Genomic DNA, 26420 nt, shown 5'->3' with positions numbered 1-26420 from the left:
AATCTTTTTTATTTTTTAATAAATTAGGTTAATTCATTATTATATAAATTCTCAAGATTAGGTGATGAACACCTAATCTTTGAAAATTATTTACTTATTAATGAGTGACCAGTCATTTCTTCTGGTTTCTCTAATTGCATCATATCAAGTATAGTTGGAGCTAAATCTGATAGTCTACCACCACTTAATAATTTTGCATTTTTGAACTCTTCACCTGTTACTATAAGTGGAACAGGATTTGTTGAATGTGCTGTTATAACTTTTTTAGTTTCTAAGTCTATCATAAGTTCAGCATTACCATGGTCTGCAGTTATTATTGCGCTACCACCTACTGAGCTTAACTTATCTACTAATTTACCAACACAATCATCTACTGTTTCAACAGCTTTAATAGCGGCTTCCATAACTCCTGTATGACCAACCATATCAGGATTTGCGAAGTTAACTACTATAAAGTCGTATTTATCTTCATCTATTTTTGCCATAACTTTTTCAACTAATTCTGGTGCAGACATTTCTGGTTGTAAATCATAAGTTGCAACCTTTGGAGAAGGTATTAATAATCTATCTTCACCTTCATTTGGTTGTTCAACACCACCGTTAAAGAAGAATGTAACATGAGCATATTTTTCTGTTTCAGCAGCTCTAAGTTGAGTCTTTTTGTTTTTAGCTAAGTACTCACCTAAAGTGTTAGTTAATGATGCTGGACAAAATGCTATGTGAACATTTGGTATAGTTACATCGTATTCTGTTAAGCATACAAAGAAACATTTTATAGGAGATTTTTCAAATCCGCTAAATTCGTCACTTACTATAGCTCTAGTTATTTCTCTAGCTCTATCAGGTCTAAAGTTGAAGAATATAACAGAATCTCCATCACATATTTTTCCAACTGGTTCGTTGTTTTTAGTTATAACAGTTGGTAATATGAATTCATCATTATTTCCTGATTTGTAAGAGTTTGCAACAGCCTCACTTGCAGAAGAAGCAGTTTCTCCTTCTCCTAAAGTCATAGCATTGTATGCTTTTTCAACTCTTTCCCATCTTTTATCTCTGTCCATTGCATAGTATCTACCGTTTACAGTAGCAAACTCACCGCATTCTATCTCATCCATGTAATCTTCTATTTCTCTTACATAGTGTATAGCACTTTGAGGATCTGTATCTCTACCATCAGTAAATGCATGAACATAAACTTTTTTTACACCTTTATCATCTGCCATTTTTAGTAAGGCTTTTAGGTGATCTATATGTGAATGTACTCCACCATCAGATAATAATCCCATGATGTGAAGTGCTTTTTGCTTTCCATTTTCCATAGCTTGGCATAATACTTCGTTTTTGAAGAATTCGCCATCTTCTATTGCTTTTGTTATTCTAGTTAAATCTTGATATACTATTCTTCCTGCACCAATGTTAGTATGCCCAACTTCTGAGTTACCCATTTGTCCATTTGGAAGTCCAACATCAAGACCACTAGCATTTATTAATGTATTTGGATATTCGTCTACTAATTTTTTTATGTTAGGTGTATTAGCTTTGTCTATAGCACTGCCTTCTACTTTAGTAGTGTGTCCAAATCCATCCATGATGATTAAAGCTACTGGTTTTTTCATTAACTATTTCACTCCTTGATAATTAACAAGCGCCATATAGTCAGCTGGTTGTAAAGAAGCTCCACCAACTAATGCACCGTCTATGTCGCTTTGTCCCATTATTTCTACTACATTTCCTGGTTTAACACTTCCACCATATTGTATTCTAACTTCATTAGCTAATTCTTTATATAAAGAATCTATTACTTCTCTTATATAAGCTATAACATCGTTAGCTTGCTCTGCAGTAGCAGTTTTTCCAGTTCCTATAGCCCATATTGGCTCATAAGCTATAACAACTTTAACTAAATCTTCAGCTTTTACATTAGCAAGACCTGCAACTACTTGAGTTTTTACAACGTCTTTAGTTTTATCAGTTTCTCTTTCTTCTAATGTTTCACCACAGCAAAGTATTGGATCTATTCCAACTTCTAAAGCTTTTAATACTTTTTTGTTGCAAGTTTCATTAGTTTCGTTGAAGTATTCTCTTCTTTCTGAGTGGCCTATTACAACATAGTCCATATCTAATTCTTTAAGCATTGCTGGAGATACTTCTCCTGTAAATGCTCCATTGTCTGCAAAGTGCATATTTTGAGCACCAATTTTTACATTAGTACCTTTTGTAGCTTCTTTTAGGTCTTTTAACATAGTGAAAGGAGCGCATATTACAGCATCTACACTTTCATCATTTAATTTACCCTTTATATCATTAACAAATTCAACAGCTTCAGCTATTGTTTTGTTCATTTTCCAGTTTCCCGCAATAATAGGTTTTCTCATGGTTATTCCTCCACCTTCAATATTATTTGTTATCTAAAGCAACTATTCCTGGTAATTCTTTTCCTTCTAAGAACTCTAATGATGCTCCACCACCAGTTGAAACGTGAGTCATTTTGTCTCCGAATCCTAGTTGGTTAACAGCAGCAGCACTATCTCCACCACCTATTACAGTAGTAGCCTCTTCTAACTGTGCCATAGCTTTTGCTATTGCAAGTGTTCCTTTTGCGAAAGATTCAAATTCGAATACTCCCATTGGTCCATTCCATACTATTGTTTTAGAATTATTTACAACATCTACGAATTTAGCTTCTGATTTAGGTCCTATATCTAGTCCCATGTGACCTGCAGGTATGTTTTGATCCTCTGTTACAACAACCTCTGCATCTGCAGCAAATTTAGAAGCTGCTCTTGAGTCAACTGGTAATAAGAAGTTAACACCTTTTTCTTTAGCTTTTTCTAACATTTCTTTTGCATAATCTACTTTATCTTCTTCACATAAAGAAGTTCCTATTTCGTATCCCTGAGCTTTTAAGAATGTATAAGCCATTCCTCCACCGATTATTATGTTATCAACTTTGTCTAATAATTGGTTTATAACTGCTATTTTGTCAGATACTTTTGATCCTCCAAGTATAGCTGTGAAAGGTCTTACAGGATTAGCTACTGCTTCTCCTAAGAATTTTAATTCTTTTTGGATTAGGTATCCACAAGCTCTTTCATTTAAGAATTCTCCAGCACCTACTGTTGAGCAGTGAGCTCTATGAGCAGTACCGAAAGCATCATTTACGAATATTTCAGCTAATGAAGCTAATTCTTTAGAGAAGTTTTCTTCGTTTTTAGTTTCTTCTTTTCTATATCTAGTGTTTTGTAGTAATACTACATCACCATTTTCCATTTTTTCTACTGCCGCTCTTGCCTTTTCCCCAACAACATTGTCATCTGCAGCAAATACTACTTCTTTACCTAACATTTCAGATAATCTAGCAGCAACTGGTGCTAAAGATAATTCTGGTTTAGCTTCTCCTTTTGGTTTTCCCATATGTGAGCAAAGTATAACTTTTGCTCCATTTTCTATTAAGTATTTTATAGTTGGAAGCGCTCCATTTAACCTATTCTCATCAGTTATTTTTCCGTCTTGTAATGGAACATTGAAATCACATCTTACTAATACTTTTTTTCCGTCTACACTTATATCTTCGATTGTTTTTTTGTTTAACATTGACATAATACAATCTCCTTTCGTTATTATTACTCCGTATCTATTATATATCTTTCCCCACTGATTTGTACATACTATATGTGTATATTTGCATACATTATGTTATACTATTCCCCTTTTGGTATATCATTTTTGTATTATTAAATTTATTCTTTACTATTTATTCTCGATCTTTATACTATTCACTGTTAAAAAAGTCCGGAGCCCGTAGCATAAAACTACAAACCCGGACTTTATGTCATACTATTTAGCTAATTTGGCAAAGTATCCTAATGTTCTTATTAATTGAGAAGTATAAGACATTTCATTGTCGTACCAAGAAACAGTCTTAACTAATTGCTTTCCGTCAACTTCCATAACTCTTGTTTGAGTTGCATCAAATAATGAACCATAGCTTATTCCTATTATGTCAGAAGATACTAAGTATTCTTCAGTGTATCCAAATGATTCGTTAGCAGCTTCTTTCATTGCAGCATTTATTTCTTCAACTGTTACGTTTTTCTTTAATGTGCAAACTAACTCAGTTAATGAACCAGTTACAACTGGAACTCTTTGAGCAGCTCCGTCTAATTTACCTTTTAATTCTGGTATAACTAAACCTATAGCTTTTGCAGCTCCTGTAGTGTTAGGAACTATGTTTCCTGCTGCAGCTCTAGCTCTTCTTAAGTCACCTTTTGGATGAGGGCCATCTAAAGTATTTTGGTCATTTGTATATGCATGTATAGTAGTCATAAGACCTTTTTCTATACCGAATTTGTCATTTAAAGTTTTAGCCATTGGTGCTAAACAGTTAGTTGTACAAGAAGCTCCTGATATAACTGTTTCAGATCCATCTAATATATCTTGGTTAGTGTTGAAAACTACAGTTTTAACATCACCAGTTGCTGGTGCAGATACAACAACTTTTTTAGCTCCTGCTTCTAAGTGAAGACCAGCTTTTTCTTGAGAAGTGAAGAATCCTGTGCACTCTAATACTATATCTACTCCAAGTTCTGCCCATGGTAAGTCAGCTGGGTTTCTTTCAGCTGTAACTTTTATTTTGTGTCCGTTTACTACGAAAGCACCATCTTCAACAACTATTTCACCGTTGAATCTACCTTGAGCTGTATCATATTTGAATAAATGAGCTAATGTTTTAGCGTCTGTTAAGTCGTTTATTGCAACAACTTCAAATTCTTCTGTTTGCTCCATTAATTTTCTTAATGCTAATCTACCTATTCTACCAAATCCATTGATTGCTACTTTAACCATTTCATATACCTCCTACGTGGTGTAATTTTCATTATATTTTTTACTAGCTAAGCTAGTTATTTACAGTTAGTTCAAGAATTCTCTTTGCACTATCTTCATCTGTAACAAGAACTATATTCTTGTTTAGTTTGGAAATTGGAATAAAAGCTTCTGCTTTTTTTCTCCCCGCAAATACAGCTATAGTTTCTCTTTTGTTTTTAAAAGATTCTATATCAATCCCCACTGTATTTAACTTATAAACAATTTCCCCTTTTTTATTAAAGTAATGACCAAAGGCTTCACCTATAGCTTCTTTGTCCATTATCTCTTTTGCTTTTTCATCTGATAATTTTCTTCTTTTTACCATTTCATCAGCTCTACCAATACTAAATACTAGTACATTGGAATTTTGTATTAATTTCAATGTTTTATTTATTTCTGGTTCTTGTGTAAGAGTTTTTATTGACTCTTCGCCAAGCTCATCTGGTATGTTTAGTAATTTGTAAGTTGAATGTATATTCTTACTTACTTCTGCTACTACATTGTTTGATTGTGTCTCAACATCGAGACCAACACTACCTCTTGCTGGAACTACTACTGTAGAGCTAAATTTTTTATCACATTTAATTGATTTAGCAAATTCAAGCATTGTACCTCCACCAGCAATTGAAACTATGTCATCGTCTTTAAGTACACTTAAAAAATATTTTGAAGCTTGTTTCCCAATATCTTTTAGTAAACTTTTATTTTTTTCATAGCTACCAGGTATTAGCAAGACTTTTTTGATTCCTAGAACGTTTCTAAGTTCTTCTTGAAGGGTATTAAGTCCTATTACATCATTCATGCTGTCTTTTAGAGCATTTAATATTTCTTTGCCTTCTTCGGTAATAGTCATACCTTTTAAATTTACATCTATAAGACCTTGTTTTTTTAGAAGTTCTGTTTCTGATCTTATGATTCTTTCTCCACTTTGGAGATTTGTTGCTAAAGCTCGTCTTCCTATTGGTTCGCTTAAAGATATTTCTCTTAAAATCAAATATCTCTTTGTCATAATGTCAATAACTTCAGGAATTAGTTTTTGCTGAATTTTTAATAAATTTTTCATTATTACATCCTCTTGATTTAATAATCGGGACTTTTTATGTCCCTTATACTTATTTTGTGTCCCACAAGATATTTTTATTGTACTCTAATGAAAACCATTTTTCAAGTGATTTTTTGTATTTTTTTAAGTAAATTTATTTTATCTTTTGACAAAAAACGTCTTCTATTCATGTAACTTATTTTATCCTTTTAAAAAGTATTTTATCCTTTTTTATAAATATGTGTATTTTACTTTTTTACAATTTTTTTATTATATCTAAGTTTATTTATTAACAATAAAGTTTTTATAAAAGTAAAATAAAAATAAGCCTATAAATCTTAAATTTTTTTATAAGATTTATAGGCTTATTTTAGTTATTTTTCTTATTTTTTATAAAATTTTTCTTAATTCTTCTTTTCCATAAGACTCATAGATATTATTTATTGTTTTAGTACTTATTATATCTACTCCTGTGTTTAATATATTTTTTACTATTATATCTCCAACTTTTACTGGGGCAGTGATTTTTATTGTTGATAATACCTTCATCACTTCAAAAACTAAGTCTTTTGCCACAGATGATGATGTTTTTACTGGAAGCATATTCAAATAAGCTCCTTCTAATCTTACTGTAGAAGTTACCATTCTTTTTGGGTTGGTAACTTCATCCACGCCATATTTTGCACCTCTAATGCAACTATTTCCTTCTACTATATATTGTCCTTCTATATTATTAACTATCATTTGACATCCCTTAGGACATACTATACAAGTTATTTCTCTTTTCATAATTATATCTCCTCCACACAAATACTTATATCTTCCTTTATATTAGATAACTTTTCTTTGTTTATTTTTAAAGTTTCCATTTCTGACGGTATCATATGAGGTCTTTTCTTTTCTAATATAACTTGGTCTCCACTTCTAACAACTAACTTCTTATTGTTGCAAATATTTCTTACTCTCATAAATAGATTTATCTCTTCTTCTGAGTCTATATTTAAACTTTGTGGCACAATATAAGATATTCCATCTCCTGCCACAGTGTTTATTTTTTTATGATCTAATTTGATTAATCTTTCATTTTTATTTTTCACATATAAGGCAGCTTCTCTTCCTGCTATTCTACTTTCTTTTGTAACAAAGTCCACCAAGTCATGAACATGAACCACATTTCCACAGGCGAAAATTCCTTCTTTATTAGTAGACATACTACTATCCACAATTGGTCCACTGGTTTTTCTGTCTAGTTCTATTCCCATATTAGTAGAAAGTTCATTTTCTGGAATTAATCCTACAGAAAGAAGTAAAGTGTCACATTCTATAAATTCTTCGCTTCCTGCTACAACTTGTCTATTTTCATCTAGTTTAGCTAAAGTTACCCCTTCCACCCTATCTTTTCCATGTATGTAGTTTATACATGTTTGTAATTTTAAAGGAATATGAAAATCATCTAAACATTGAACTATGTTTCTAGTTAGTCCACTGGAATGAGGATTTATTTCCACAACACATTTAACTTCTGCACCTTCCAGAGTCATACGTCTTGCCATTATTAACCCTATATCTCCCGAGCCATATATAACTACCTTTTTACCTACCATATAGCCTTCCATATTAATGTATCTTTGGGCTGCTCCTGCATTATAAACTCCTGCTGGTCTGTATCCTGGAATATCTATTGCTCCTCTGGTTCTTTCTCTACATCCCATTGCAAGAATTACAGCATCGGTTTTTATTTCTTCTAAGCCATTTTCACCTAAAGTTCTTATTACTTTGTTTTCTCCATCGTCATCTATACTAAGTACCATTGTATTTAACACATGGTCTATATTATTTTCCTTTGACATTTGAATGAATCTACCTGCATATTCTGGTCCTGTTAATTCTTCTTTGAACTCATGTAATCCAAATCCATTGTGAATACATTGATTTAAAATTCCACCTAGTTCTCTATCTCTTTCTACTATTAATACTTTTTGTGCTCCATTTTTCTTTGCTTCAACAGCTGCTCCAAGTCCTGCTGGACCGCCTCCAATTACAATCACATTATACTTCAACAGTCTCACCCCTTACTTCCTTAGCTTTGCCAACTAACATCTTTGAATTTTCATAGTCTTTTAGTACTTCTTCTGGTGTAATATTTAATTCTCTTGCTATAATTTCAACAACCTTTGGTCCACAGAATCCGCCTTGGCATCTTCCCATTCCAGGTCTAACTCTTCTTTTTACACCATCTACAGTTCTTGCTCCACAAGGTCTATTTATAGCATCAACTATTTCTCCTTCTGTAATGTTTTCACATCTACAGATTATAGTTTTATATTTTTCATCTTTACTTAAAATCTCTTTTTGATCCATTGGCATCATTTCCATAAAAGGCTTGTTTTTTAGTCTTATTGGATTGAAATTTTTATTTAGTTCTAGTTTTTTATTATCTTCATACATTACTTCTTTTAATAAATCTTCTACATGTAAAGCTATGGCTGGTGCTGATGCTAGTCCTGGCGATTCTATCCCTGCCACATTTATAAATCCTTTTGCTACCTTTGACTTAAATATCATAAAATCTCCTGTATTTGGTGTAGCTCTGACTCCAGCAAAGGATGTTATTGTTTTTGAAAAATCTATGTTAGGAATGGATTTTCTACCACCATCCATAATTTCTTTTAACCCAGATTTACTTGTAGTTATATCATCTTTTTCCACCTCTTTCGCATTTGGTCCTACTAATAAGTTTCCATGAACTGTTTTAGTTACTAGTACTCCTTTTCCTTTTTCTGTAGGACAGGTGAACAAAGTATGACTTGCTTTATTTCCTTCAGATTTATCTAAAATCTTGTATTCGCCCTTTCTTGGTATAATATAAAACTCATTTCCTCCAATAAGGTTATTAATTTTATCTGAATATACACCAGCTGCATTTATTACATATTTTGATTTTATAATTTCTTTATTTGTTTTTATTTCAAAGTAATTTTCTTCTTCTATTTTTTTTATATTTAAAACTTCACTTTCCAGTTTTAACTCAACACCATTTGTAATTGCATTTTCCATAAGAGCTATGTTTAAATTAAATGGACAAACGATTCCAGAGCTTTTACACCAAAGTGCTCCAACCACATCTTCACTAACATTAGGCTCTATTTCTTTCACCTTTTCTCCATCTATTATTTCAATGTCATTTGCACCATTTTTTAATCCTCTTTCATATAGCTCATGTATATGATCCATGTCATTTTCATTAAAAGCTAAAACCAATGATCCATTATTTTTATATTCAACACTTAATTCTTCACAAATGCTTGGATACATCTTACAACCTAGAACATTTAGTTTAGCCTTTAAAGTTCCTTCTTTTGCATCAAATCCACCATGCACTATGGCACTGTTTGCTTTTGTTGTGCCTTGACAAACCTCTACGCCTTTTTCTAAAGCTACTATTTTCAAATCATATCTTGATAGTTGTCTAGCTACTGCACTTCCTACAATTCCAGCTCCTATAATTGCTACATCAAACATTTTATTGCCTCCTTTTTCGCTCAAAAAACAGAGAGTCTCCCCTATAATTACTTATAGAAAAGGCTCTCTGTTCTCCCGCCATATATATTAACTTTTATTACTTTTCTGTTTAAAATTTCCTTCTATACTAATCATTATATTCAAATGAAATACTTTTGTCACTATTTTTATTACAATATTACCATAATTCTTTTTTTGTAGTAGATACTGCCATGGCCCCATATTTTAGCACATCAATAATTTCTTGTTTCTCATCAATTAGTCCACCACAAATTATAGGTAGATCTGGAAACTCTTTATGCAATCTTTTAACTGCTTTAGTAATTACACCAGGCATAATTTCAATTGCGCTTGGTTTTGCCTTTCTTATATTCTCCATGGAAGTTTTTAAGGATATAGAATCTAATAAAAATATTCTTTGTACTACATTTATATTTTCTTCTAATGCTTTTTTTACTAAACTTATCTTTGTTGTTATTATTCCATCTATATGAAATTCGTCCTTTAAGTATTTTACAATTACAGGGTTGCTTGAAATCCCTCCTATCATATCTAAATGAACAAATACCCTTTTATTATTTAACTTAAGCTTATTTACTTTTTCCTTTAATGTTAAAATGTCCCCACTTAGTAAAAATACAACATTGCAATCGGAATTTATAACTTTTTCTAAATCTTCGTCATCTTTTATAGCTCCTATTATAGGATTACACTCTAATAACTCTCTCATAATTATTTAATCTGTCCCTTCCTAAAACCCAACTAGTATTTTTTTTATAAATTAATTATACATTAAAATCTACAATAATAGATGTTAAAACAATATATTAACAAACTCTTATCTAAATTGTAGAATGTATATTAAATAGATGCCAAGCGTTGACATGCTCCATTCTTAAACACTATACTAAATTTGATTGGTTTTTTCACAAGGGAGGATGTAAAATGAAAGTTTTTGCTCATAGGGGAGCCAGTGGTGACTATCCCGAAAATACTATGTTAGCTTTTTCAAAAGCTTTATCAATAGGTGTAGATGGAATTGAGTTGGATGTTCATAAAAGTAAGGATGGACAATTAGTTGTTATACATGATGAAGATGTTCAAAGAACTTTTAAAGGTAAGGGACTTATAAAAGATTATACTTTAGATGAAATCAAAAGTTTTTTGTGTAGAAAGTTTGAATTTATTGAAAATGAGGATTGTAAAATCCCCACACTAAGAGAAGTTTTTGAGCTAATTAAAAATGAAAATATTGTTTTAAATGTGGAAGCAAAAACTGATTTAATACACTATGATTTAGAACAAGATCTTTTGAATTTAATCAAAGAATATGGTATTGAAGATAAAATTTTTATATCTTCTTTTAATCATAAGTGCTTAAATATTTTACAAAACTTAGACAATAGATTTAAGTACGGTGCCCTTTATGAATATAAAAAAGACTATGCTCCAGAAGCTAATGTTGTTGAACATGCTAAAAAATTAAAGGTATATAGTATTAATATTTCAAGGCAATTAGTTTCAAAGGAAATAGTAGATTTGGCTCACAAAAATAATATAAAAGTATTTGTTTATACTGTTAATAAACCTAATACAATGAGAAAAATGATAGCCCTTAATGTGGATGGTGTATTTTCAGATTATCCAGATTTAATGAATGAAATATTAAACGAAATAATTTAATTCAAGATTTTTTCACAGTTTTAAAATAATCATAATTTTCTAGTAATTAAAAAAGATGGCTTTTATGTTATACAAAAGCCATCTTTTTTAGTATATATTTTATTATAATATATTTATTACTTATACTATACCTTCTTCATCTTCTTCTTCCAGTGTTACTGAATCTGGATCTTTAATATATGACTTTGTAAGCTTTATTACTACTCCTGAAAGTCCAAATAATGCAATAATATTTGGTATTATCATAAGTCCATTAAATGTATCCGAAACATTCCATATTAAATCAAGACTTCCTACTGAACCTATAAATGCTGTAGGTATCCATAATAATTTTATCATTTTTGAAACTAGTTGCTGTTTGTCTTTGAAAATATAACCCCAGCTACACTCTCCATAATATGACCATCCTAATATTGATGTAAAGGCAAAGAAAGTAATTGCTATAGATACAAATGCTCCTCCAAATGAACCAAATACTGTACCAAAAGCTTCTGCTGTAAGAATTGGTCCAGTTAATCCAGAATCTACCACACCTGTAGTAAGTATAACTAAGGCTGTCATAGAACAAATACAAATTGTTGTTATAAATACTTCAAAAATTCCCCACATACCTTGTTTTACTGGATTATCTGTAGATGCTGTTGAGTGAAGCATTGGAGCTGATCCAAGTCCTGCTTCATTTGAGAATACACCTCTTGCTACCCCAAATCTCATAGCTCTCATTATTGTGTATCCCATTATACCTCCACCTGCAGATTTGAAACTAAAGGCATCAGCAAATATTGAAGACATAACAGCTGGTATTGCATCTACATGTACAAATATAACTATAAGAGATCCTAAAATATAGAATAATGCCATAACAGGAACTAAAGTTTCAGCAGTTTTTGTTATACGAGTAACACCACCAAATATAACTAAACCTGTTAATACTGCAAGTACTAGCCCTGTAACATAAGTAGGTATTTCAAATGAACCTTGCAAAGCTGTTGCTATTGAGTTTGATTGAGTTAAATTACCTGTTCCAAAACAAGCAACACCAGCAAATATAGCAAATAATGTTGCTAATCCTTTACTTTTTAGACCCTTTTCCATGTAATACATTGGCCCACCATAATAAAGGCCTTCTTCATTTTTACTTCTATAATATACAGCCAATACAACCTCTGAGTATTTTGTCATCATTCCAAATATTGCTGACATCCACATCCAAAATACTGCCCCTGGTCCACCTGCAACTATGGCAGTTGCAACACCAGCTATACTCCCAACTCCAACACTACTTGCCACAGCTGCCGACATAGCTGAATAAGGTGAAACACCATCTTTTGCTGCATCTTTATTTTTATTTATAGAACCTATAGTATTTTTTACTATTGTGTTACATTTTCTAATCTGAAAAAATCCTGTCCTACTGGTCATGTATATACCAAAACCAACTAATAATAATAACATTACTGGCCCCCATACAAAGCTATTAATTGGACCATTTATTTTGTTTATAAATTCAACCATCAATCTTCCCCCTAAAACCTGTAGTTTATTATATTACTCTTATAGTTTCATGTGTTCTAAATATATTGTATGCAAATTTTAACTCCTAATTGATGTAAATGTAAAATTGACTGTATTTAATGCTACTAATGTTTTCGCAAAAACCGTACATACAATTTACATAACCATCACAAGTTGTATGTATCTATAAAAAAAGTTTATTTTATAAAGTTCCTACTTTTACATCTTATAAAAATGTAATCCTTAACATTTTTAACATTATTATTAATCTTTATATAAAAATTATATAATCATAATCAGGAGTCATATCTTTAGCAACCTGATGACAAAATACTATATCATTACTATTTAAATGGTATAATATTTTGAAATGTCTGTCAATCGTTTTCCCAATATTTTCATAATGGTATTATTTAATAAACAATAAGGGAGTTGCCTTATGACAACTCCCTCTCATTTATGCTAAATTTATACAATTATTTTGGCAAACTGATTTATACGTGTATTTTTGTTTTCTCTAAATAGCTCTGATGGGCTTCCTTCCTCCTCTATAACACCATTTTCCATAAATATAATTCTGTCTGCTATTTCTCTAGCAAACTTCATTTCATGACTTACTATTATCATAGTCATATGAGCTTTTGCCAAAGATCTTATAACATCTAGAACTTCCCCAACTAACTCTGGGTCAAGGGCTGAAGTTGGCTCATCCATTAGTATTACTTCTGGGTCTACAGCTAAAGCTCTCGCTATGGCAACTCTTTGTTTTTGTCCTCCAGACAGTCTAGATGGATATTCATCTTTTTTCTCTTCTATCCCTACTAATTTAAGTTTTTCTAGAGCTATTTTATTTGCACTTTCTTTGTCTATTTTTTTCACTACAATTAGTGGTTCAGTTATATTTTCAATTACTGTTTTATTATTAAATAAATTATAATTTTGAAAAACCATAGCTGTTTTTCTTCTTATTTTTAGTATGTCTTTTTTATGTAAATTTGCTAAATCTACATTTAAATCTCCTATAGTTAAACTTCCACTATCAGCTTTTTCTAAAATATTTATACATCTTAGCAAAGTTGATTTTCCTGTGCCTGATGGTCCTATTAAAACAACCACTTCACCTTTTTTGACCTCTAAATCAATATTTTTTAATACAATATTTTGGTCAAACTTTTTACTTAAACTATTTATTTTTAACATAAGTACTTCTCCATTTAATACGCTTCACTTAACTTTTTCTCCAACTTATTTTGAACATATACAACTGCCAAATTTATAAGCCAATAGATAATTACTACGCAAGTAAATGCCTCTAAATATTTATATGTTGCTGCCGCTTCTGATTGAGCTGTAGCCATTATTTCAGTAACACCTATTGTAAAAGCTAAGGAAGATCCTTTTATAATATCTGCAAAGGTATTTGTCATGGCTGGTATGGCAACTCTAATAGCCTGTGGCAAAATAATTCTCACCATGGCCTGAGTATAAGTCATACCAAAAGCATAACATGCCTCAGCTTGTCCTTTATCTACTGATGATATGGCACCTCTCAAACTTTCAGCAAAGTATGCTGATGAGTTAAGACCTAGTACAATTACGGCTGCATTAAAAGCACTTAACCCTTTAAGAGATGGTATTATTTTTATTAGTCCAAAATATATAAAAAATAATTGGGCTACTAAGGGAGTTCCCCTAAAAAAAGAAATATATATTTTAGATAGTCCCTTAAGTACAGGTATGTCAGCATCAACAACCAATGCTATAACCATAGCTACTACAATACCTAATACTAATGCCAATAATGACATCTTAAAAGTCACTCCTAAGTATTTAACCATTATTGGCACTAAGTTTGCTACAAATTCAAAATCAAATATTTGCATTTTTTCACCTTTTATTCTTTAGTTGTGTCTAGTCCAAACCATTTTTTTGATAGTTCAGTAAATGTTCCATCTTCATGCATTGCTTTTATAGCTTCATTAACCTTTGCTATTCTATCTTTACTTGCTTCTTCTTTTCTAAATGGATATTGATTTATTTCATAAACACCTGTATCTATATCAGCTATTTTTAAAGGTAGTTTGCCTTGTTCAATTGTAGTTTTTGCCTTAACTTCTGATAACCAAGCAACATCTATTCTTCCGTCTACTACATCTTGTTCCATAGGTACCCCGTCATATGTAACTATATCTAAACCTAATTTATGTTCTTCATTAAGATCTTTTATAGTTTTTTCCCCATTTCCACCTAATACACAACCAACTTTCATACCCTTTACATCTTCCATTTTGCTTATTTTACTATTTTCTGGAACTATAAACTTATATTTACTATAAGCATATGTTTCAGTAAAATCATATTTTTCTCTTCTTTCTTCAGTTGTTGACATTTGATGAGCAACTGTATCTATTTTTTCAGCATCTAGCATCCCCACTAACCCACTGAATTTAGCTGTTTGGAATTCTATATCATATCCTGCCCTTTTCCCTATTTCCTTCCATACATCCACTTCAAAACCTTTATTCTCATCGTTCTCTTTAAAACACCATGGATAATATTCTGTAGAAACCCCCACTACTAATTTCTCTTTAGAATCCTTATTTGATGAATCTTGTGACTTATCATTTGAGCCACTACATCCAACTAACATTGTTACACCAATCATTAAACTTGATAAAACTGTAATAATTTTTTTACTTCTTACTCCCATTCCCATTTTCTCCTTGTAATATTAGATATTTTATGGTAATCATTCCCAAATCCAATTCTAACATAGTTGTAAATTACTGTCTTATTGTGTTTTTTTATATACAAATACAAATTATTATGTTTTTCTATGACATGATTTTCATATTAATTTTAAATGTAAAAAAAGATGCATTGAGCATCTTTTTTGTAATTTATAGTCTATCTAAAGCTTCTTTTATTCTGTTTAAACCATCTTCTAACTGATAACGTGGACAAGCTATATTAATTCTTGCAAAGTCTTTACAGTTCTTGTCAAAGGCTTCTCCTTTGTTTAATGCTACTTTAGCATTTTCTTGTAAGTATAAGTTAATGTCACCTATTTTGTACTCTGAAAAATCTAGCCAAACCACATAGGTTCCTTCAGGTCTTATAAACTTAATCTTTGATAAGTTTTCATGTATAAAATCACTTAAGTAATTTAAATTTCTTTCTAGATAATCTAATAATTGACTTAGCCACTCTTCACCTTCATTAAATGCAGTTTCCACAGCTGCCACACTAAAAGAATTATTTCTTGCAATATGGTATTTTGCCAATTCTTTTTTAAATTTTTCTCGCTCATTTTCTTTTGGTATGGAAATAAATGATGCTTGTAATCCAGCTAAGTTAAAAGTCTTACTTGCAGAGAAACATGTTATTGTTATTTCTTCAACCTCTTTTGACAAAGATGCAAAAGGAGTATATTTATAATCTTTAAACACTAAATCTCTCCACACCTCATCACTTATTACTCTTACATTATGTTTTAAACATAAATCAGCTATTTTCTCCAATTCATTTCTTGTCCATACTCTCCCTGTAGGATTGTGAGGATTGCATAATATGTACCACTTTATATTATTTTCTACTATTTGCTTTTCAAAATCTTCAAAATCAATTACATATTTATTGTCTTTAATTATTAATTCATTTAAAAATAGCTTTCTGTTATTGTCTAATACACAATCATAAAATGGAGGATATGCTGGCGAGCTAATCATAATGTTATCGTCTTCACAAGTTAATAACTCCACTGCTAAAACTAAGGATAATACCACTCCTGAAGCATGTACTAAAGTTTCTGGATTTATGCTATATCCATATCTTTTCTCTGTCCAATTACATGCACTTTCAAAATAACTTTTCTCCGTGTTTACATATCCAAATATATTTTGATCTAAGACTTGTTTCATAGATTCACTTATATTAGGACATATTTCAAAATCCATATCTGCTATCCAAAATGGTAGTAAGTCATTTGATATGAATCCCCCTTTCATACCTGACCATTTAGTAGAATTATTGTTTCTTCTGTCTATTTTCTTATCAAAATTGTATTTCATATTTGTCCCCCTTAATATAATCTATTGTCATTTCTATATAATTTTTTCTTGATTTGAATTATATGCTTCTTACAATAGTGATTATACTACAAATAAAAATTATTTTCACAATGTGATTTTAATTACCCTTTTACTCATTCTTTACTATAAAATAACTAAAAAATATGCCAGATAATATGCAAAGTAAAACAAAGATGTAATATAAATCAAAAAATATTAAATAGGTAAAAATGATTATAACTAATTTATAATCGCTTTTACCTATTATAAAGTTTTAGTCATATTATGATTGTAAATAAGCAACTTAAGAAAAATGGATTTTTTATATACTTATTGATTAAATTCTGCTATTTTAGTAACTGCAACATAAATTTTGGATATGGCATACCAAGTTGCAAAATCAACTACACCACTTTGGTTCATTCTAAAAATTTCTTGGAATTTCAGTACACTGTTCCTAGTTGCTGGGCCATATATACCATCAACTGCAACTTTAGGCAGGGCTGGATATGCATTTGATATTGCATTTAATTGATTTTGAATTACTTTTACACTTTCTCCACTTGATCCAAGAGAAAGGGTATACCCAGGAAATGATGATGGAACTCCTTTTATTGTATCTGTTCCCTTAAGTCCTATATTATCTCCATAGTAATATTTTAGGATATCTTCAAATTTGTATCCCTGATCCCCTAAATATTTACTACCCCACTGAGTCATTTTTCCAGGACACTGTGTTTGTACTCCATCGCAATATTGAGCCAAAAGAGGCTGACTAGCTCCTTTAGGTCTTTGTATAAAAACATTAAATATATTATCAACAACAATACTTATAGTATCAAAAATATTTCTGTTATAAATAAATTTGTGATCATACTGTGTACTTGAAGTGATAGTGAAATCATATCCCATATTTCTATACCATTCTGTATAAACTCTATTTAAGGTAAAAGAAACTATAGCAATAACATTTGCATATATAGTTTGAGTCGGCCATGTTGCGTAAATTTCAGAACTTGCAACATTTTTTATATAATCTCTAAATGGTATCCAATAGTTTGGAGAATTTTTATCAGTTGGTAATCCGTCGTGAACTATTATATATTCAGGAACTACAACGCTAGGTAAAACATAGGGTACAGCCTTTAAAGATGACTCTAATATTTTTGATTCGTAAGGTCCGTATAAAGAATGCTTTCCTATGGTATAAACTTTTACATTTGGTTTTTTTAGATTAGAAGCTTTGGATAATGATATATTTTGAATAGCTTCTATACAGGGCAATATTTGAACACCTTCTATTATTACCGTGTCATAGCCCTCCTTTTCAACTTCAAGTAAATAAGTACTATATGCTCTAGGAGAATTAGGTACTTGGGAATACATGAAATTAGGAGCATCTAGTAATACTTTTTTTACCTGACCAGAATCATTAGTAAGTAAGTTATTGTATAAAATCTTATTTTTTTTACATTCATCTTTAGATATCGTAGATATTTTAATTCTCGCACCTTCAATAGGAAAATTAGTTTCTTCATTAGTAATTTTTATTGTTAAGTACCCCTTATACAAAATAATCACCCCTGTAAAATTTAGATTATTATATATAGTATTAAAAAAACCCCTTAAAGGTGAGTTGTACTATAAATTTATGGGCTATTAAAACATTTGCCATGAGTTATTATCATGCCCTGTTCCAAAGTTCCGTTCCGATGTTCCAAAAAACCTATACGCGCGCGCACGCATATACACGCCATTATTTCTTATTATTTTATGATTATTAAATAACTAGAGATTTTTATCGGAACATCGGAACACACCTCCTTCAAACACTATTGTTTACTAACACCTAGCTTGTTCCTATCTCTGTTCCTATGGTGTTCCGATCTACCTAGGAACAGAATTTATATCAAATTTGCTGTTCCTAGGTGTTCCTTGAATTTAACTTTTAATAAATATTTTTGAAGAGAGCATAAATCTGATTTCCATTTAAATCATAAGTATATGCTTGAATAAATGAAATTTTTTATTTGATAGTGTGGTGTGGGACTCTCCCTCATCTTTAGATGATTCTTAACTTCCATCTTTGACTTCTTTGACTCTGTTACCTACTTTGTCATAAGTATAAATTTGTGGTATTTATATACAATCATTATATTGTTATTTTTATTCTAAGTATATTAAGTTTGTTTTTTATCTATAAACTATCACTTATACCATTTATTAGACTTATACTCTACTGGTATATCCATGTCAAATGGTGAATCATATCCTAATTGTTCAAGTTCATCAAACCATCTATCTCGTTTTGATTCAGGAAGTTTTTTCCCACACCATGGACAAAAATTAATATGAATATAAGACATTCCTCCGTCATGTATTATAATACCAAATTCATCAAATTTCTGATTATAATATATTAATGTATCAGGACACTTAAAACATTCATTGTGAATACTACAGTTCTTATCAATATTATCTTTCATATTTTTACAACAAAATTCCATACTATATATTCCTTTCTAACCTATCTTTCTATTTTCCTTCCACTTACTGCTAGTTTATACATCTCACCAGTATTAGGATCCATTGATACTAGATGTTTACCTTTAAATTATACACATATATATCATTATTATAATACCAGCCGTTAGTTTCATACTATTATTACTTATTATCAAGATTTAGTGTAATAATAATATCTGGAGAATCATGCTTCCATTTTCTATCCCAATCTTGATAATGTATATGGCAATCTCCTGTTACTTCTTTTGGCATATTATTATATTCATTCTTAACATAGTTTAAAAATTCTATAATTTTATTTAATTCCCATTTATTATTACAATAAAAACAAACTTCATTTAGTTCTAATATTTCTTCGTCTTCATCCTTTTTATATCCATATATATCCATTATTTGTTCCCCTTCCATCCACGTTTTTTCAGCCATATTAATGTTTTATTGCTTGGATTAGCAAGTCCTTTATGTTTATCATGTAGTGTTCCATCAAAATTCAAATCAATTCCTTGCCTAAATTATAATTAAAATAAACTTGATAAAAATATTAAGCTTTTATCGAGTTTAGAGGTTTTAAAAATATTATAATCGTCGATATATTTTTTTAACACTAAATTTTATATTAGAAAGAAACCTACGTTTATATTAAATATGAGAAAAACCTTCTTCATCTAAAATTTCCATAAATTGTTCAATAAATTCATTATCTTCACACCTTAAATCCATTTTTTCTAAATAAAATTTAACATCTGAATTATTTATAAATGTTAATGCTGTAACTGCTGACAATCTTGTATCATTATCATTTTCTTTTTTATTTTTTATGATTTCTTTTAAACCATCTATCAGGCTTTTATCTGGGAATGACATAGTATATTGACATGCCCAGTACCTCACATATTTATTATTACTTCTTAATGCTTGTCTTAAATGTGGCAACACTAATTCTTTATCAAATTTGCATATGATAAATTCTACATGTTTATTTATATCATATGTAAACCAATCTCCAAAACAATTTAATAGTAACGGTATACATTTTTCATCAGAATATACTTCGTCTAAATATTTTACAGCATCTGCATACATATCTATTTCATATTCTTTTATGTTTTCATCATCCGGAAAAGGTTGGTTTTCTTTTAGAAAATCTAAAATTTCATTATAGTCCATAATCCATCTCCCCCTTAATTAGTTATAATTAAAATGAGCCTAATAAAAATATTAAGTTTTCATCAAGTACATAGTTTTTTAACGTACTTGACTTTGGTAGTATACTATTCTAATTTCAATTTATTAATAATTTTGACATATAGCAATATATTTTTTGCCATTTACATAAGGTTCATTATCATTAATTTTTATTATTATACATGCCTTGTGCCTATGCACCCAAAAACCTATACGCGCGCACATGCACATACACGCCATTATTTCTTATTATCTATGATTATTAAATAACTAGAGCTTTTTATAGGCACACACTCCTTCAAACACTGCCCTTTACTAACATCCAGCTTGTGCCTATGTCTGTGTTTATGCTGTGCCTTGGTGTGCCTTGCATTTAACTTTTATCATAGATGTATTCCTCTTATAAAAATTATTGCATAGCAATTATAATCACTATGCAATAATCAAATACAGAATTCTAATATTAAGTTTTATATTATATAAAATTTTCAGCAAATGTTTTTTATTCAATCGTTCCTTCTATAAAAAACTGTTTATACTTAAAATCTTTATCATCATATTAATTGCTAAATCTCATCATTCTTAACAATTCCCATATTTACTTTATCACTAGAATTAATTGTTGTACTTCCTTCATACAACAGCTCACCATCTTTCTCATCAAACACATAGAAATTATATGGTGTATGATAATTATTTTCATACTTATCTGTCTTAGCATAAGTAGCTGATGCTACATATATTTTCCCATTATCTCTTCTTACTCTATCTCCAGATGTGAAATCTCCATTATAGTTTATATTTAATTTATATTTATATTTTAAATCTCTATCTTTTAGATTTACTAAAATACCCTCTACATTTTCACTTATCTCACTATTTATTTGATCTATTGATGACATAGATAATAATAATATTTCATCATTTTCTATATTATAAGATGTTTCAATATAATCATCCTTTGTTTTTAGATCTATTAAATTCACTTCTTTTAGTTTTATATCTAATTCAAATAAATTCGTATTATAATCAGCTGATTTATTATTTTTCTTATTAACTATAAAATATGCTTTATTTCCATTACTAAATCCTGATTGTTTTATACTTAAATCTTTCCCTTCATAATCTTTACTGACTATACATTTAGAAGTTTTATTAGATAAATTTAATTTATATAGACTCAAATTTGTAATTTTATAACATGTATCTTCTAATGTAGAATTATCTACATAATCTTCATCAGACGAATCATCCGAAACATCGCCGTAGGAGTACATAGTTGCTACATAAAGAATATCTCCTTCTTTTTTTACAGGTATTGATGCATAAGTATAATTTTCGTTAGTCTCTATATTTTCACCCATATCAATATTATAAGATTCTATTTTATTATTTTTCTTATCTTTTGTTTTAATATAAGCCATCATTCTTTGCTTATTACCAGCTACTTCATATCCAGATATCTCAGCTGTACCAACAGTGTCTTTGTCTTCAAACAAAATATTTTTATCATATTGAAATTCAAATAACTCCCTATTATCTAAATTTTCTTTTGTTAAATTAAAAAGTATATCTTTTTGTTTTACAAGTTTCTTCGTTGTAGTACTGTTTTTATCTATAAGAATCTCATCTGTTTCAAATACTCCTCCTGTTTTTTGAAGTAATATATTCATATCTCCTAAAGCAGATCTTTTACCGTGTACATCTTTTACCACTACATCTGTTTGATATATATTAGCTAGAGAAATACCAACTATTATAGTTCCCACTACTGATATTATTAATATTATTTTTGATAATTTTATTTTCATGATATCCCCCCCTAATCATACATTTTATTTTTTAATAAATTATAAGATACAAATATTGATACGAAAAATACTACTATGTAGAAAATTATATTATTTCTTAAAATACAGTCAGAGTATTTATTATCTACTATTATTACAAAATATACTATGAATAAAATAACCATAGATACAATTCCTATAACTCCGCCCACTTTTTTTATTGATTTAGAAATAAGAACTGCTGTAAATATAGATGTTACAGCAACTATTGGTCCTATTATAAATATCATTAAAAATTCCATAGGGTAGATTGGCATTAATATTAAACGAGTAATTCCTTCCATAGCATTTATATTATTTATACTATTGATCATGTTTATTATCGGTATATTTGCATATTTACTAACTATAAAAGCTTCTATTCCCCATAACAAGTGTTGCACAAATATTATGCTATAAATTAAAGTAAGCATTGTTATTAATTTTGAAATAAATATGATAAATCTATTTTCCGGCAACATAAAAAATGTATATATTGTTTTTGATTTACTAGAAAAATCTTTTTGCCATATTAATACACAGTACAATGCACATCCTATCAAAGCTAAAAACATCAGCAAATTTGATAAATAATATATAAAATTAGGTAGCTGAAGTTCTAAAAACATATGCTTTCCTATATTAGTTTTTAATACTGATATTTGTTGTGCTACACCAGTTTCTGCTTTTACATCTTCAAGTACTCTATATATTCCTAAAATAAAAATTCCTACATTACCTAGTGTTATCAATGAAATTACAGTAAAAAATATCTTCTGCACTCTTCTAAACTCTATATCAAAAAGTGTTAATATCTTACTCCCCATTATATACCTCCCTCATTTTATCTAGTATTGATTTTCCTTCATTTTGTCTAACTTCTTCTGCATTAAATATCTGTTCAATTTTTCCGTTATTTAGAATTATTACATCATCTACTATTTGCTCTATTTCACCAATTTCATGAGTCGTTATTACAATACTTTCGTCATCTTCCATTAATGTTAACATTGCATTTATAAACTCTTCTCTTTTAAAAATATCTATCCCTGAAAATGGCTCATCAAGTAAAATATATTTTGCCCTCTGAGCAAATCCAATTATAATCTTTACTCTTGCCTTATTACCTTTAGACAGTTCACTTATTTTTTTATCATCAGTTAAAGAGAACATACTAAGCATTTCATAAGCTCTATCTTCATCCCAATTTTTATAAAATAACTTCATTAAATCAAAAGTTTCTTTTATATTAAGATGGTTAAAGTGAATATCTATATCTGTCACAAAAGCTAGTTTATTATAAGTTTGTTGACTAAATTTCTCCCCATCAATTAAAATTTCTCCACTATTTGGTTTTACTAGTCCTGCTATAACTTTTAGAATAGTTGATTTTCCAACGCCGTTAACACCAAGTATGCAAGTGATCTTTCCTTCTTCTATATTAAAGGAAACATCATCTAAAGCTTTTACTCTCTTGTATTTCTTTTTCACATGTTTAACTTCAATCATTATTTTCCTCCCCTATATATTTCCCTTACTTATATATATTTCTTAGTAATAATATCCTTAACTTCTTCTATGGGTACATTAATTGCTTTCATTTGCTTTATAAAAACATCTGTCGCTTCACTTATTAAATCTTTTCTTATTTGTCTTATTAAATTATCATCTTTAGTAATTGTACTTTGATTATTTTTGATTGTATTGATTATCCCCATTTCTTCCATCTCCTTATAAGCTTTTTGAACTGTATTTGGATTTACATTTATATTAACTGCCATTTCTCTTCTAGAAGGTAGTCTCTCTCCCTTTTGTATTTCCCCAGTGACTATCTTCTGTTTTATATTTCTGATAATTTGAATATAAACTGGCTCTCTATCATTTACTGTAAATTTCAAGGTATTTCTCCCTTCTTAATTATTTTTCGCCCTGTGTATTAATAATATAATACACTTCATGTACAAGTGTATTATATTATTAATACACCAAAAAAGTCAATTATTATTTTCACATATAATAACAACTAAAAATAGCTATCGTAAATTAATGCTATTTTTCTTATACGATAGCTACTATTTATATTTATCAAAAAAAGAGCTGTCTCACGACAACTCTCTCTATTAACTACATCTCATTTAAGATTTCTCTTAATTCCTCTTCATCATAGTGATACGCACTATTACAGAAATGGCAGCTTATTTCAGCTTGCTTATCTTCTTCTATTATTTCAGTTAAAGTTTCTCTACCTAATGATATTAAAACTTTCTTTATTCTATCTTTTGAACAGTTACAGTCAAATTTAACATCACATATATCTAGTATCTTTGGATCTAATCCTTCTAACACTAAATTTAATATATCATCTGGAGTCATTCCTTCACTTAACATTGTAGTAACTGATTTTAACTTACCTACGTTTTGTTCTAAAGTAGCTATAGTTTCTTCTGTTGCATCTGGCATTAATTGAACTATTAATCCTCCAGCTTGTTGAACTTCTGTTGCTGTTGTAAGAACACCTAAAGAAACTACTGATGGAGTTTGCTCAGATAATGCAAAGTAATGAGTGAAGTCTTCTGCGATTTCTCCACTTACTAATGGATAAGAACCAACATAAGGCTCTCTAAGTCCTAAGTCTTTTATTACTTTAACATAGCCCTCATTTCCTACTGCTCCAGCAACGTTTAGTTTTCCATTTGGATAGTCCTGTACTTCTACACCGTTTAAGTCTGGATATTGTACATAACCTTTAACGTTTCCTTTTGAGTCAGCAGTTGTAAGTATAGTCCCTATAGGTCCTCCACCTTTTATGATTACACTTAACTCATCTTTATCATTTTTCATCATTAATCCCATCATAGCTGTAGCTGTTAATGTTCTTCCAAGTGCGGCAGTTGCAACTTTTATTGTATTATGATTATCTCTAGCAGTTTGAACTAAGTTTTTAGTTATACCAACATAAGCTCTTACTTGTCCATTTGTGCTAGTTGCTTTTATAACGTAATCCTTCATTGTTTTCCCTCCATTTATGCCTATTTTTTACAAACAAAAAATACTCTTTCGCTGTCTTCTTTTGGAGCTTCTAATTTAAAATCTCCATAAGTTTTTATATACTCAAATCCTGCATTTTTTAGTAATTGGATTATTTCCTCATTTTTATAAGCTCTTTGTAAGTGGTTTTCTTCAAATTTATCAAATCTACCATCTTCTCCTTTAACAAAGAATGCAAGGTCCATTTCTACTAAATTTTCGTAATCATCGAAATAGTTTTGCCACATGTATGCCACATTTTCTCTGTTTTCACCATACATGTTGTTTCCTAGAACTTTTGATAATTTGTAATAAGAACTTATATCAAATATAAAAATTCCATTATCTTTTAGTAACTCATGGCATTTAGAAAATACACCTTCTAAATCTTCGTCATAAGTTATGTAGTTAAATCCATCGCAGCCACAAAGGATACTGTCTAAGTTAGTCACATCAAAATCAAGTTCTACGATATCTTGTTCTAATAGTACTAACTCAACATTTTCTCTTTCTCCTTTTTCTCGGGCAACTTGTAGCATTTCTTCTGAAATATCTATTCCTGCAATATCATAATTTTTTTTAGTAAGTGGTATAGTTAAATTTCCTGTACCACAAGCTAATTCTAATATATTTTGTACTTCAACATTTTCATTTTTTATTATATCTTCAATGTATTTAACCCAATTGTTATAATCAACTTCGTTCATAAGTTCATCATAAACAAAGGCAAAATCACTATACTGATTCATCCTTTTTATCCTCTTCTTCAGCTTTCTTTTTTAATTGTTTTTTTCGTGATGTGAGAATTCCACCTATTCTTCCTGCTTCCTTAGCAGTAAGACCAGCCCATCCTTTTTCATCAACTTTATCAAGCAAGCCTAATTCTCCTGCTATCTCATATTTCATTATATCATCTTGTGTCAATGGTTTTACCTTTTTTTCATTTTTCTTTCTTTGTTTTTCACATTTATAAATGAATTCTTTAGTTAATTTATTTTTATCCATAAAAAACACCCCTTCTTTTTTTGTAGTTTTGTCATCTTGACAAAAATTTATACAAAAACTAAGGGGTATATATTATCAACTAAATAAAATTAACTCCTTACCACTATGATCCCATCGAATTCTAAGCAACGGATTTATCCGTAGCGCTAG

General features: G+C 29.8%; 26 protein-coding genes. 1 reads left to right on the top strand and 25 read right to left on the bottom strand.

The window, feature by feature from the left end:
• Positions 1-86: 86 nt before the first annotated feature.
• The 9 genes from gpmI to K0040_RS11935 form a co-directional block, all read right to left on the bottom strand.
• The gene (gpmI, locus tag K0040_RS11975; RefSeq protein WP_228109027.1) at positions 87-1616 is read right to left on the bottom strand and encodes a 2,3-bisphosphoglycerate-independent phosphoglycerate mutase; all 1530 of its coding nucleotides are present in this window, start codon (positions 1614-1616) and stop codon (positions 87-89) included.
• A gap of 3 nt (positions 1617-1619) precedes the next feature.
• The gene (tpiA, locus tag K0040_RS11970; RefSeq protein ID WP_228109026.1) at positions 1620-2375 is read right to left on the bottom strand and encodes a triose-phosphate isomerase; all 756 of its coding nucleotides are present in this window, start codon (positions 2373-2375) and stop codon (positions 1620-1622) included.
• Positions 2376-2397: 22 nt separating this feature from the next.
• Positions 2398-3600: a phosphoglycerate kinase gene (locus K0040_RS11965; protein ID WP_228109025.1), complete on the bottom strand. Its 1203-nt coding sequence runs from the start codon at positions 3598-3600 to the stop codon at positions 2398-2400.
• Positions 3601-3837: 237 nt separating this feature from the next.
• On the bottom strand, positions 3838-4845 hold the full coding sequence (gap, locus tag K0040_RS11960) for a type I glyceraldehyde-3-phosphate dehydrogenase (protein ID WP_018591752.1): 1008 nt from the start codon (positions 4843-4845) through the stop codon (positions 3838-3840).
• 52 nt (positions 4846-4897) lie between these two features.
• Positions 4898-5929, bottom strand: coding sequence for a sugar-binding transcriptional regulator (locus tag K0040_RS11955; protein WP_228109024.1), 1032 nt, complete (start codon positions 5927-5929; stop codon positions 4898-4900).
• A gap of 369 nt (positions 5930-6298) precedes the next feature.
• Entirely contained in the window at positions 6299-6697 is a 399-nt protein-coding gene (locus tag K0040_RS11950) for a DUF1667 domain-containing protein (RefSeq protein WP_228109023.1), read from the bottom strand.
• Between the two features lie 2 nt (positions 6698-6699).
• Positions 6700-7971 (bottom strand): NAD(P)/FAD-dependent oxidoreductase, encoded by a 1272-nt coding sequence (locus K0040_RS11945; protein WP_334302505.1) that lies wholly within the window; start codon positions 7969-7971, stop codon positions 6700-6702.
• Positions 7958-9430 carry an NAD(P)/FAD-dependent oxidoreductase gene (locus K0040_RS11940; RefSeq protein ID WP_228109021.1) on the bottom strand — a complete coding sequence of 491 codons (1473 nt, stop codon included), beginning with the start codon at positions 9428-9430 and terminating at the stop codon, positions 7958-7960. Before K0040_RS11940 ends, K0040_RS11945 begins: the two co-directional genes overlap by 14 nt.
• 178 nt (positions 9431-9608) lie before the next feature.
• Positions 9609-10160 (bottom strand): glycerol-3-phosphate responsive antiterminator, encoded by a 552-nt coding sequence (locus tag K0040_RS11935; RefSeq protein WP_228109020.1) that lies wholly within the window; start codon positions 10158-10160, stop codon positions 9609-9611.
• Between the two features lie 215 nt (positions 10161-10375).
• Here K0040_RS11935 and K0040_RS11930 point away from each other — a divergent pair, with 215 nt between their 5' ends.
• On the top strand, positions 10376-11113 hold the full coding sequence (locus K0040_RS11930) for a glycerophosphodiester phosphodiesterase (RefSeq protein ID WP_228109019.1): 738 nt from the start codon (positions 10376-10378) through the stop codon (positions 11111-11113).
• 120 nt (positions 11114-11233) lie between these two features.
• Here K0040_RS11930 and K0040_RS11925 read toward each other — a convergent pair whose 3' ends face one another.
• From K0040_RS11925 to K0040_RS11850, 16 genes are all read right to left on the bottom strand, one after another.
• Complete coding sequence (locus tag K0040_RS11925) at positions 11234-12628, bottom strand: alanine/glycine:cation symporter family protein (protein WP_228109018.1); 1395 nt, start codon at positions 12626-12628, stop codon at positions 11234-11236.
• Positions 12629-13096: 468 nt separating this feature from the next.
• Entirely contained in the window at positions 13097-13828 is a 732-nt protein-coding gene (locus K0040_RS11920; RefSeq protein ID WP_074919535.1) for an amino acid ABC transporter ATP-binding protein, read from the bottom strand.
• Between the two features lie 14 nt (positions 13829-13842).
• Entirely contained in the window at positions 13843-14511 is a 669-nt protein-coding gene (locus K0040_RS11915; protein WP_228109017.1) for an amino acid ABC transporter permease, read from the bottom strand.
• 11 nt (positions 14512-14522) lie between these two features.
• Complete coding sequence (locus K0040_RS11910) at positions 14523-15338, bottom strand: transporter substrate-binding domain-containing protein (RefSeq protein ID WP_228109016.1); 816 nt, start codon at positions 15336-15338, stop codon at positions 14523-14525.
• A 190-nt stretch (positions 15339-15528) separates the two neighbouring features.
• Positions 15529-16698 (bottom strand): MalY/PatB family protein, encoded by a 1170-nt coding sequence (locus K0040_RS11905; protein WP_228109015.1) that lies wholly within the window; start codon positions 16696-16698, stop codon positions 15529-15531.
• A 330-nt stretch (positions 16699-17028) separates the two neighbouring features.
• On the bottom strand, positions 17029-18270 hold the full coding sequence (locus K0040_RS11900; RefSeq protein WP_228109014.1) for a peptidoglycan-binding protein: 1242 nt from the start codon (positions 18268-18270) through the stop codon (positions 17029-17031).
• A 635-nt stretch (positions 18271-18905) separates the two neighbouring features.
• The gene (locus K0040_RS11895; protein WP_316719895.1) at positions 18906-19205 is read right to left on the bottom strand and encodes a DUF6980 family protein; all 300 of its coding nucleotides are present in this window, start codon (positions 19203-19205) and stop codon (positions 18906-18908) included.
• 160 nt (positions 19206-19365) lie between these two features.
• Complete coding sequence (locus K0040_RS11890) at positions 19366-19614, bottom strand: hypothetical protein (RefSeq protein WP_228109012.1); 249 nt, start codon at positions 19612-19614, stop codon at positions 19366-19368.
• Between the two features lie 249 nt (positions 19615-19863).
• Positions 19864-20391, bottom strand: a complete 528-nt coding sequence (locus K0040_RS11885; RefSeq protein ID WP_228109011.1) for a HEAT repeat domain-containing protein — start codon at positions 20389-20391, stop codon at positions 19864-19866.
• A gap of 584 nt (positions 20392-20975) precedes the next feature.
• Complete coding sequence (locus tag K0040_RS11880; protein ID WP_228109010.1) at positions 20976-22220, bottom strand: hypothetical protein; 1245 nt, start codon at positions 22218-22220, stop codon at positions 20976-20978.
• An 11-nt stretch (positions 22221-22231) separates the two neighbouring features.
• Positions 22232-23065, bottom strand: coding sequence for a hypothetical protein (locus K0040_RS11875; RefSeq protein WP_228109009.1), 834 nt, complete (start codon positions 23063-23065; stop codon positions 22232-22234).
• The gene (locus tag K0040_RS11870; protein WP_228109008.1) at positions 23055-23747 is read right to left on the bottom strand and encodes an ABC transporter ATP-binding protein; all 693 of its coding nucleotides are present in this window, start codon (positions 23745-23747) and stop codon (positions 23055-23057) included. Before K0040_RS11870 ends, K0040_RS11875 begins: the two co-directional genes overlap by 11 nt.
• A gap of 29 nt (positions 23748-23776) precedes the next feature.
• Entirely contained in the window at positions 23777-24136 is a 360-nt protein-coding gene (locus K0040_RS11865) for a GntR family transcriptional regulator (protein ID WP_228109007.1), read from the bottom strand.
• Positions 24137-24362: 226 nt separating this feature from the next.
• Positions 24363-25247 (bottom strand): Hsp33 family molecular chaperone HslO, encoded by an 885-nt coding sequence (gene hslO / locus K0040_RS11860; RefSeq protein WP_228109006.1) that lies wholly within the window; start codon positions 25245-25247, stop codon positions 24363-24365.
• A gap of 20 nt (positions 25248-25267) precedes the next feature.
• A complete protein-coding gene (locus tag K0040_RS11855) occupies positions 25268-26014 on the bottom strand; it encodes a class I SAM-dependent DNA methyltransferase (RefSeq protein WP_228109005.1) in 747 nt (248 codons plus the stop codon).
• Positions 26001-26270: an alpha/beta-type small acid-soluble spore protein gene (locus K0040_RS11850; RefSeq protein WP_074919545.1), complete on the bottom strand. Its 270-nt coding sequence runs from the start codon at positions 26268-26270 to the stop codon at positions 26001-26003. The genes K0040_RS11855 and K0040_RS11850 overlap by 14 nt, the downstream gene beginning before the upstream one ends.
• Between the last annotated feature and the right edge of the window lie 150 nt (positions 26271-26420).

Origin of the sequence: Terrisporobacter petrolearius, assembly GCF_020748185.1 — a bacterium.
Taxonomy (GTDB): domain Bacteria; phylum Bacillota; class Clostridia; order Peptostreptococcales; family Peptostreptococcaceae; genus Terrisporobacter; species Terrisporobacter petrolearius.
This window is presented reverse-complemented; position numbering and strand designations above follow the sequence as displayed.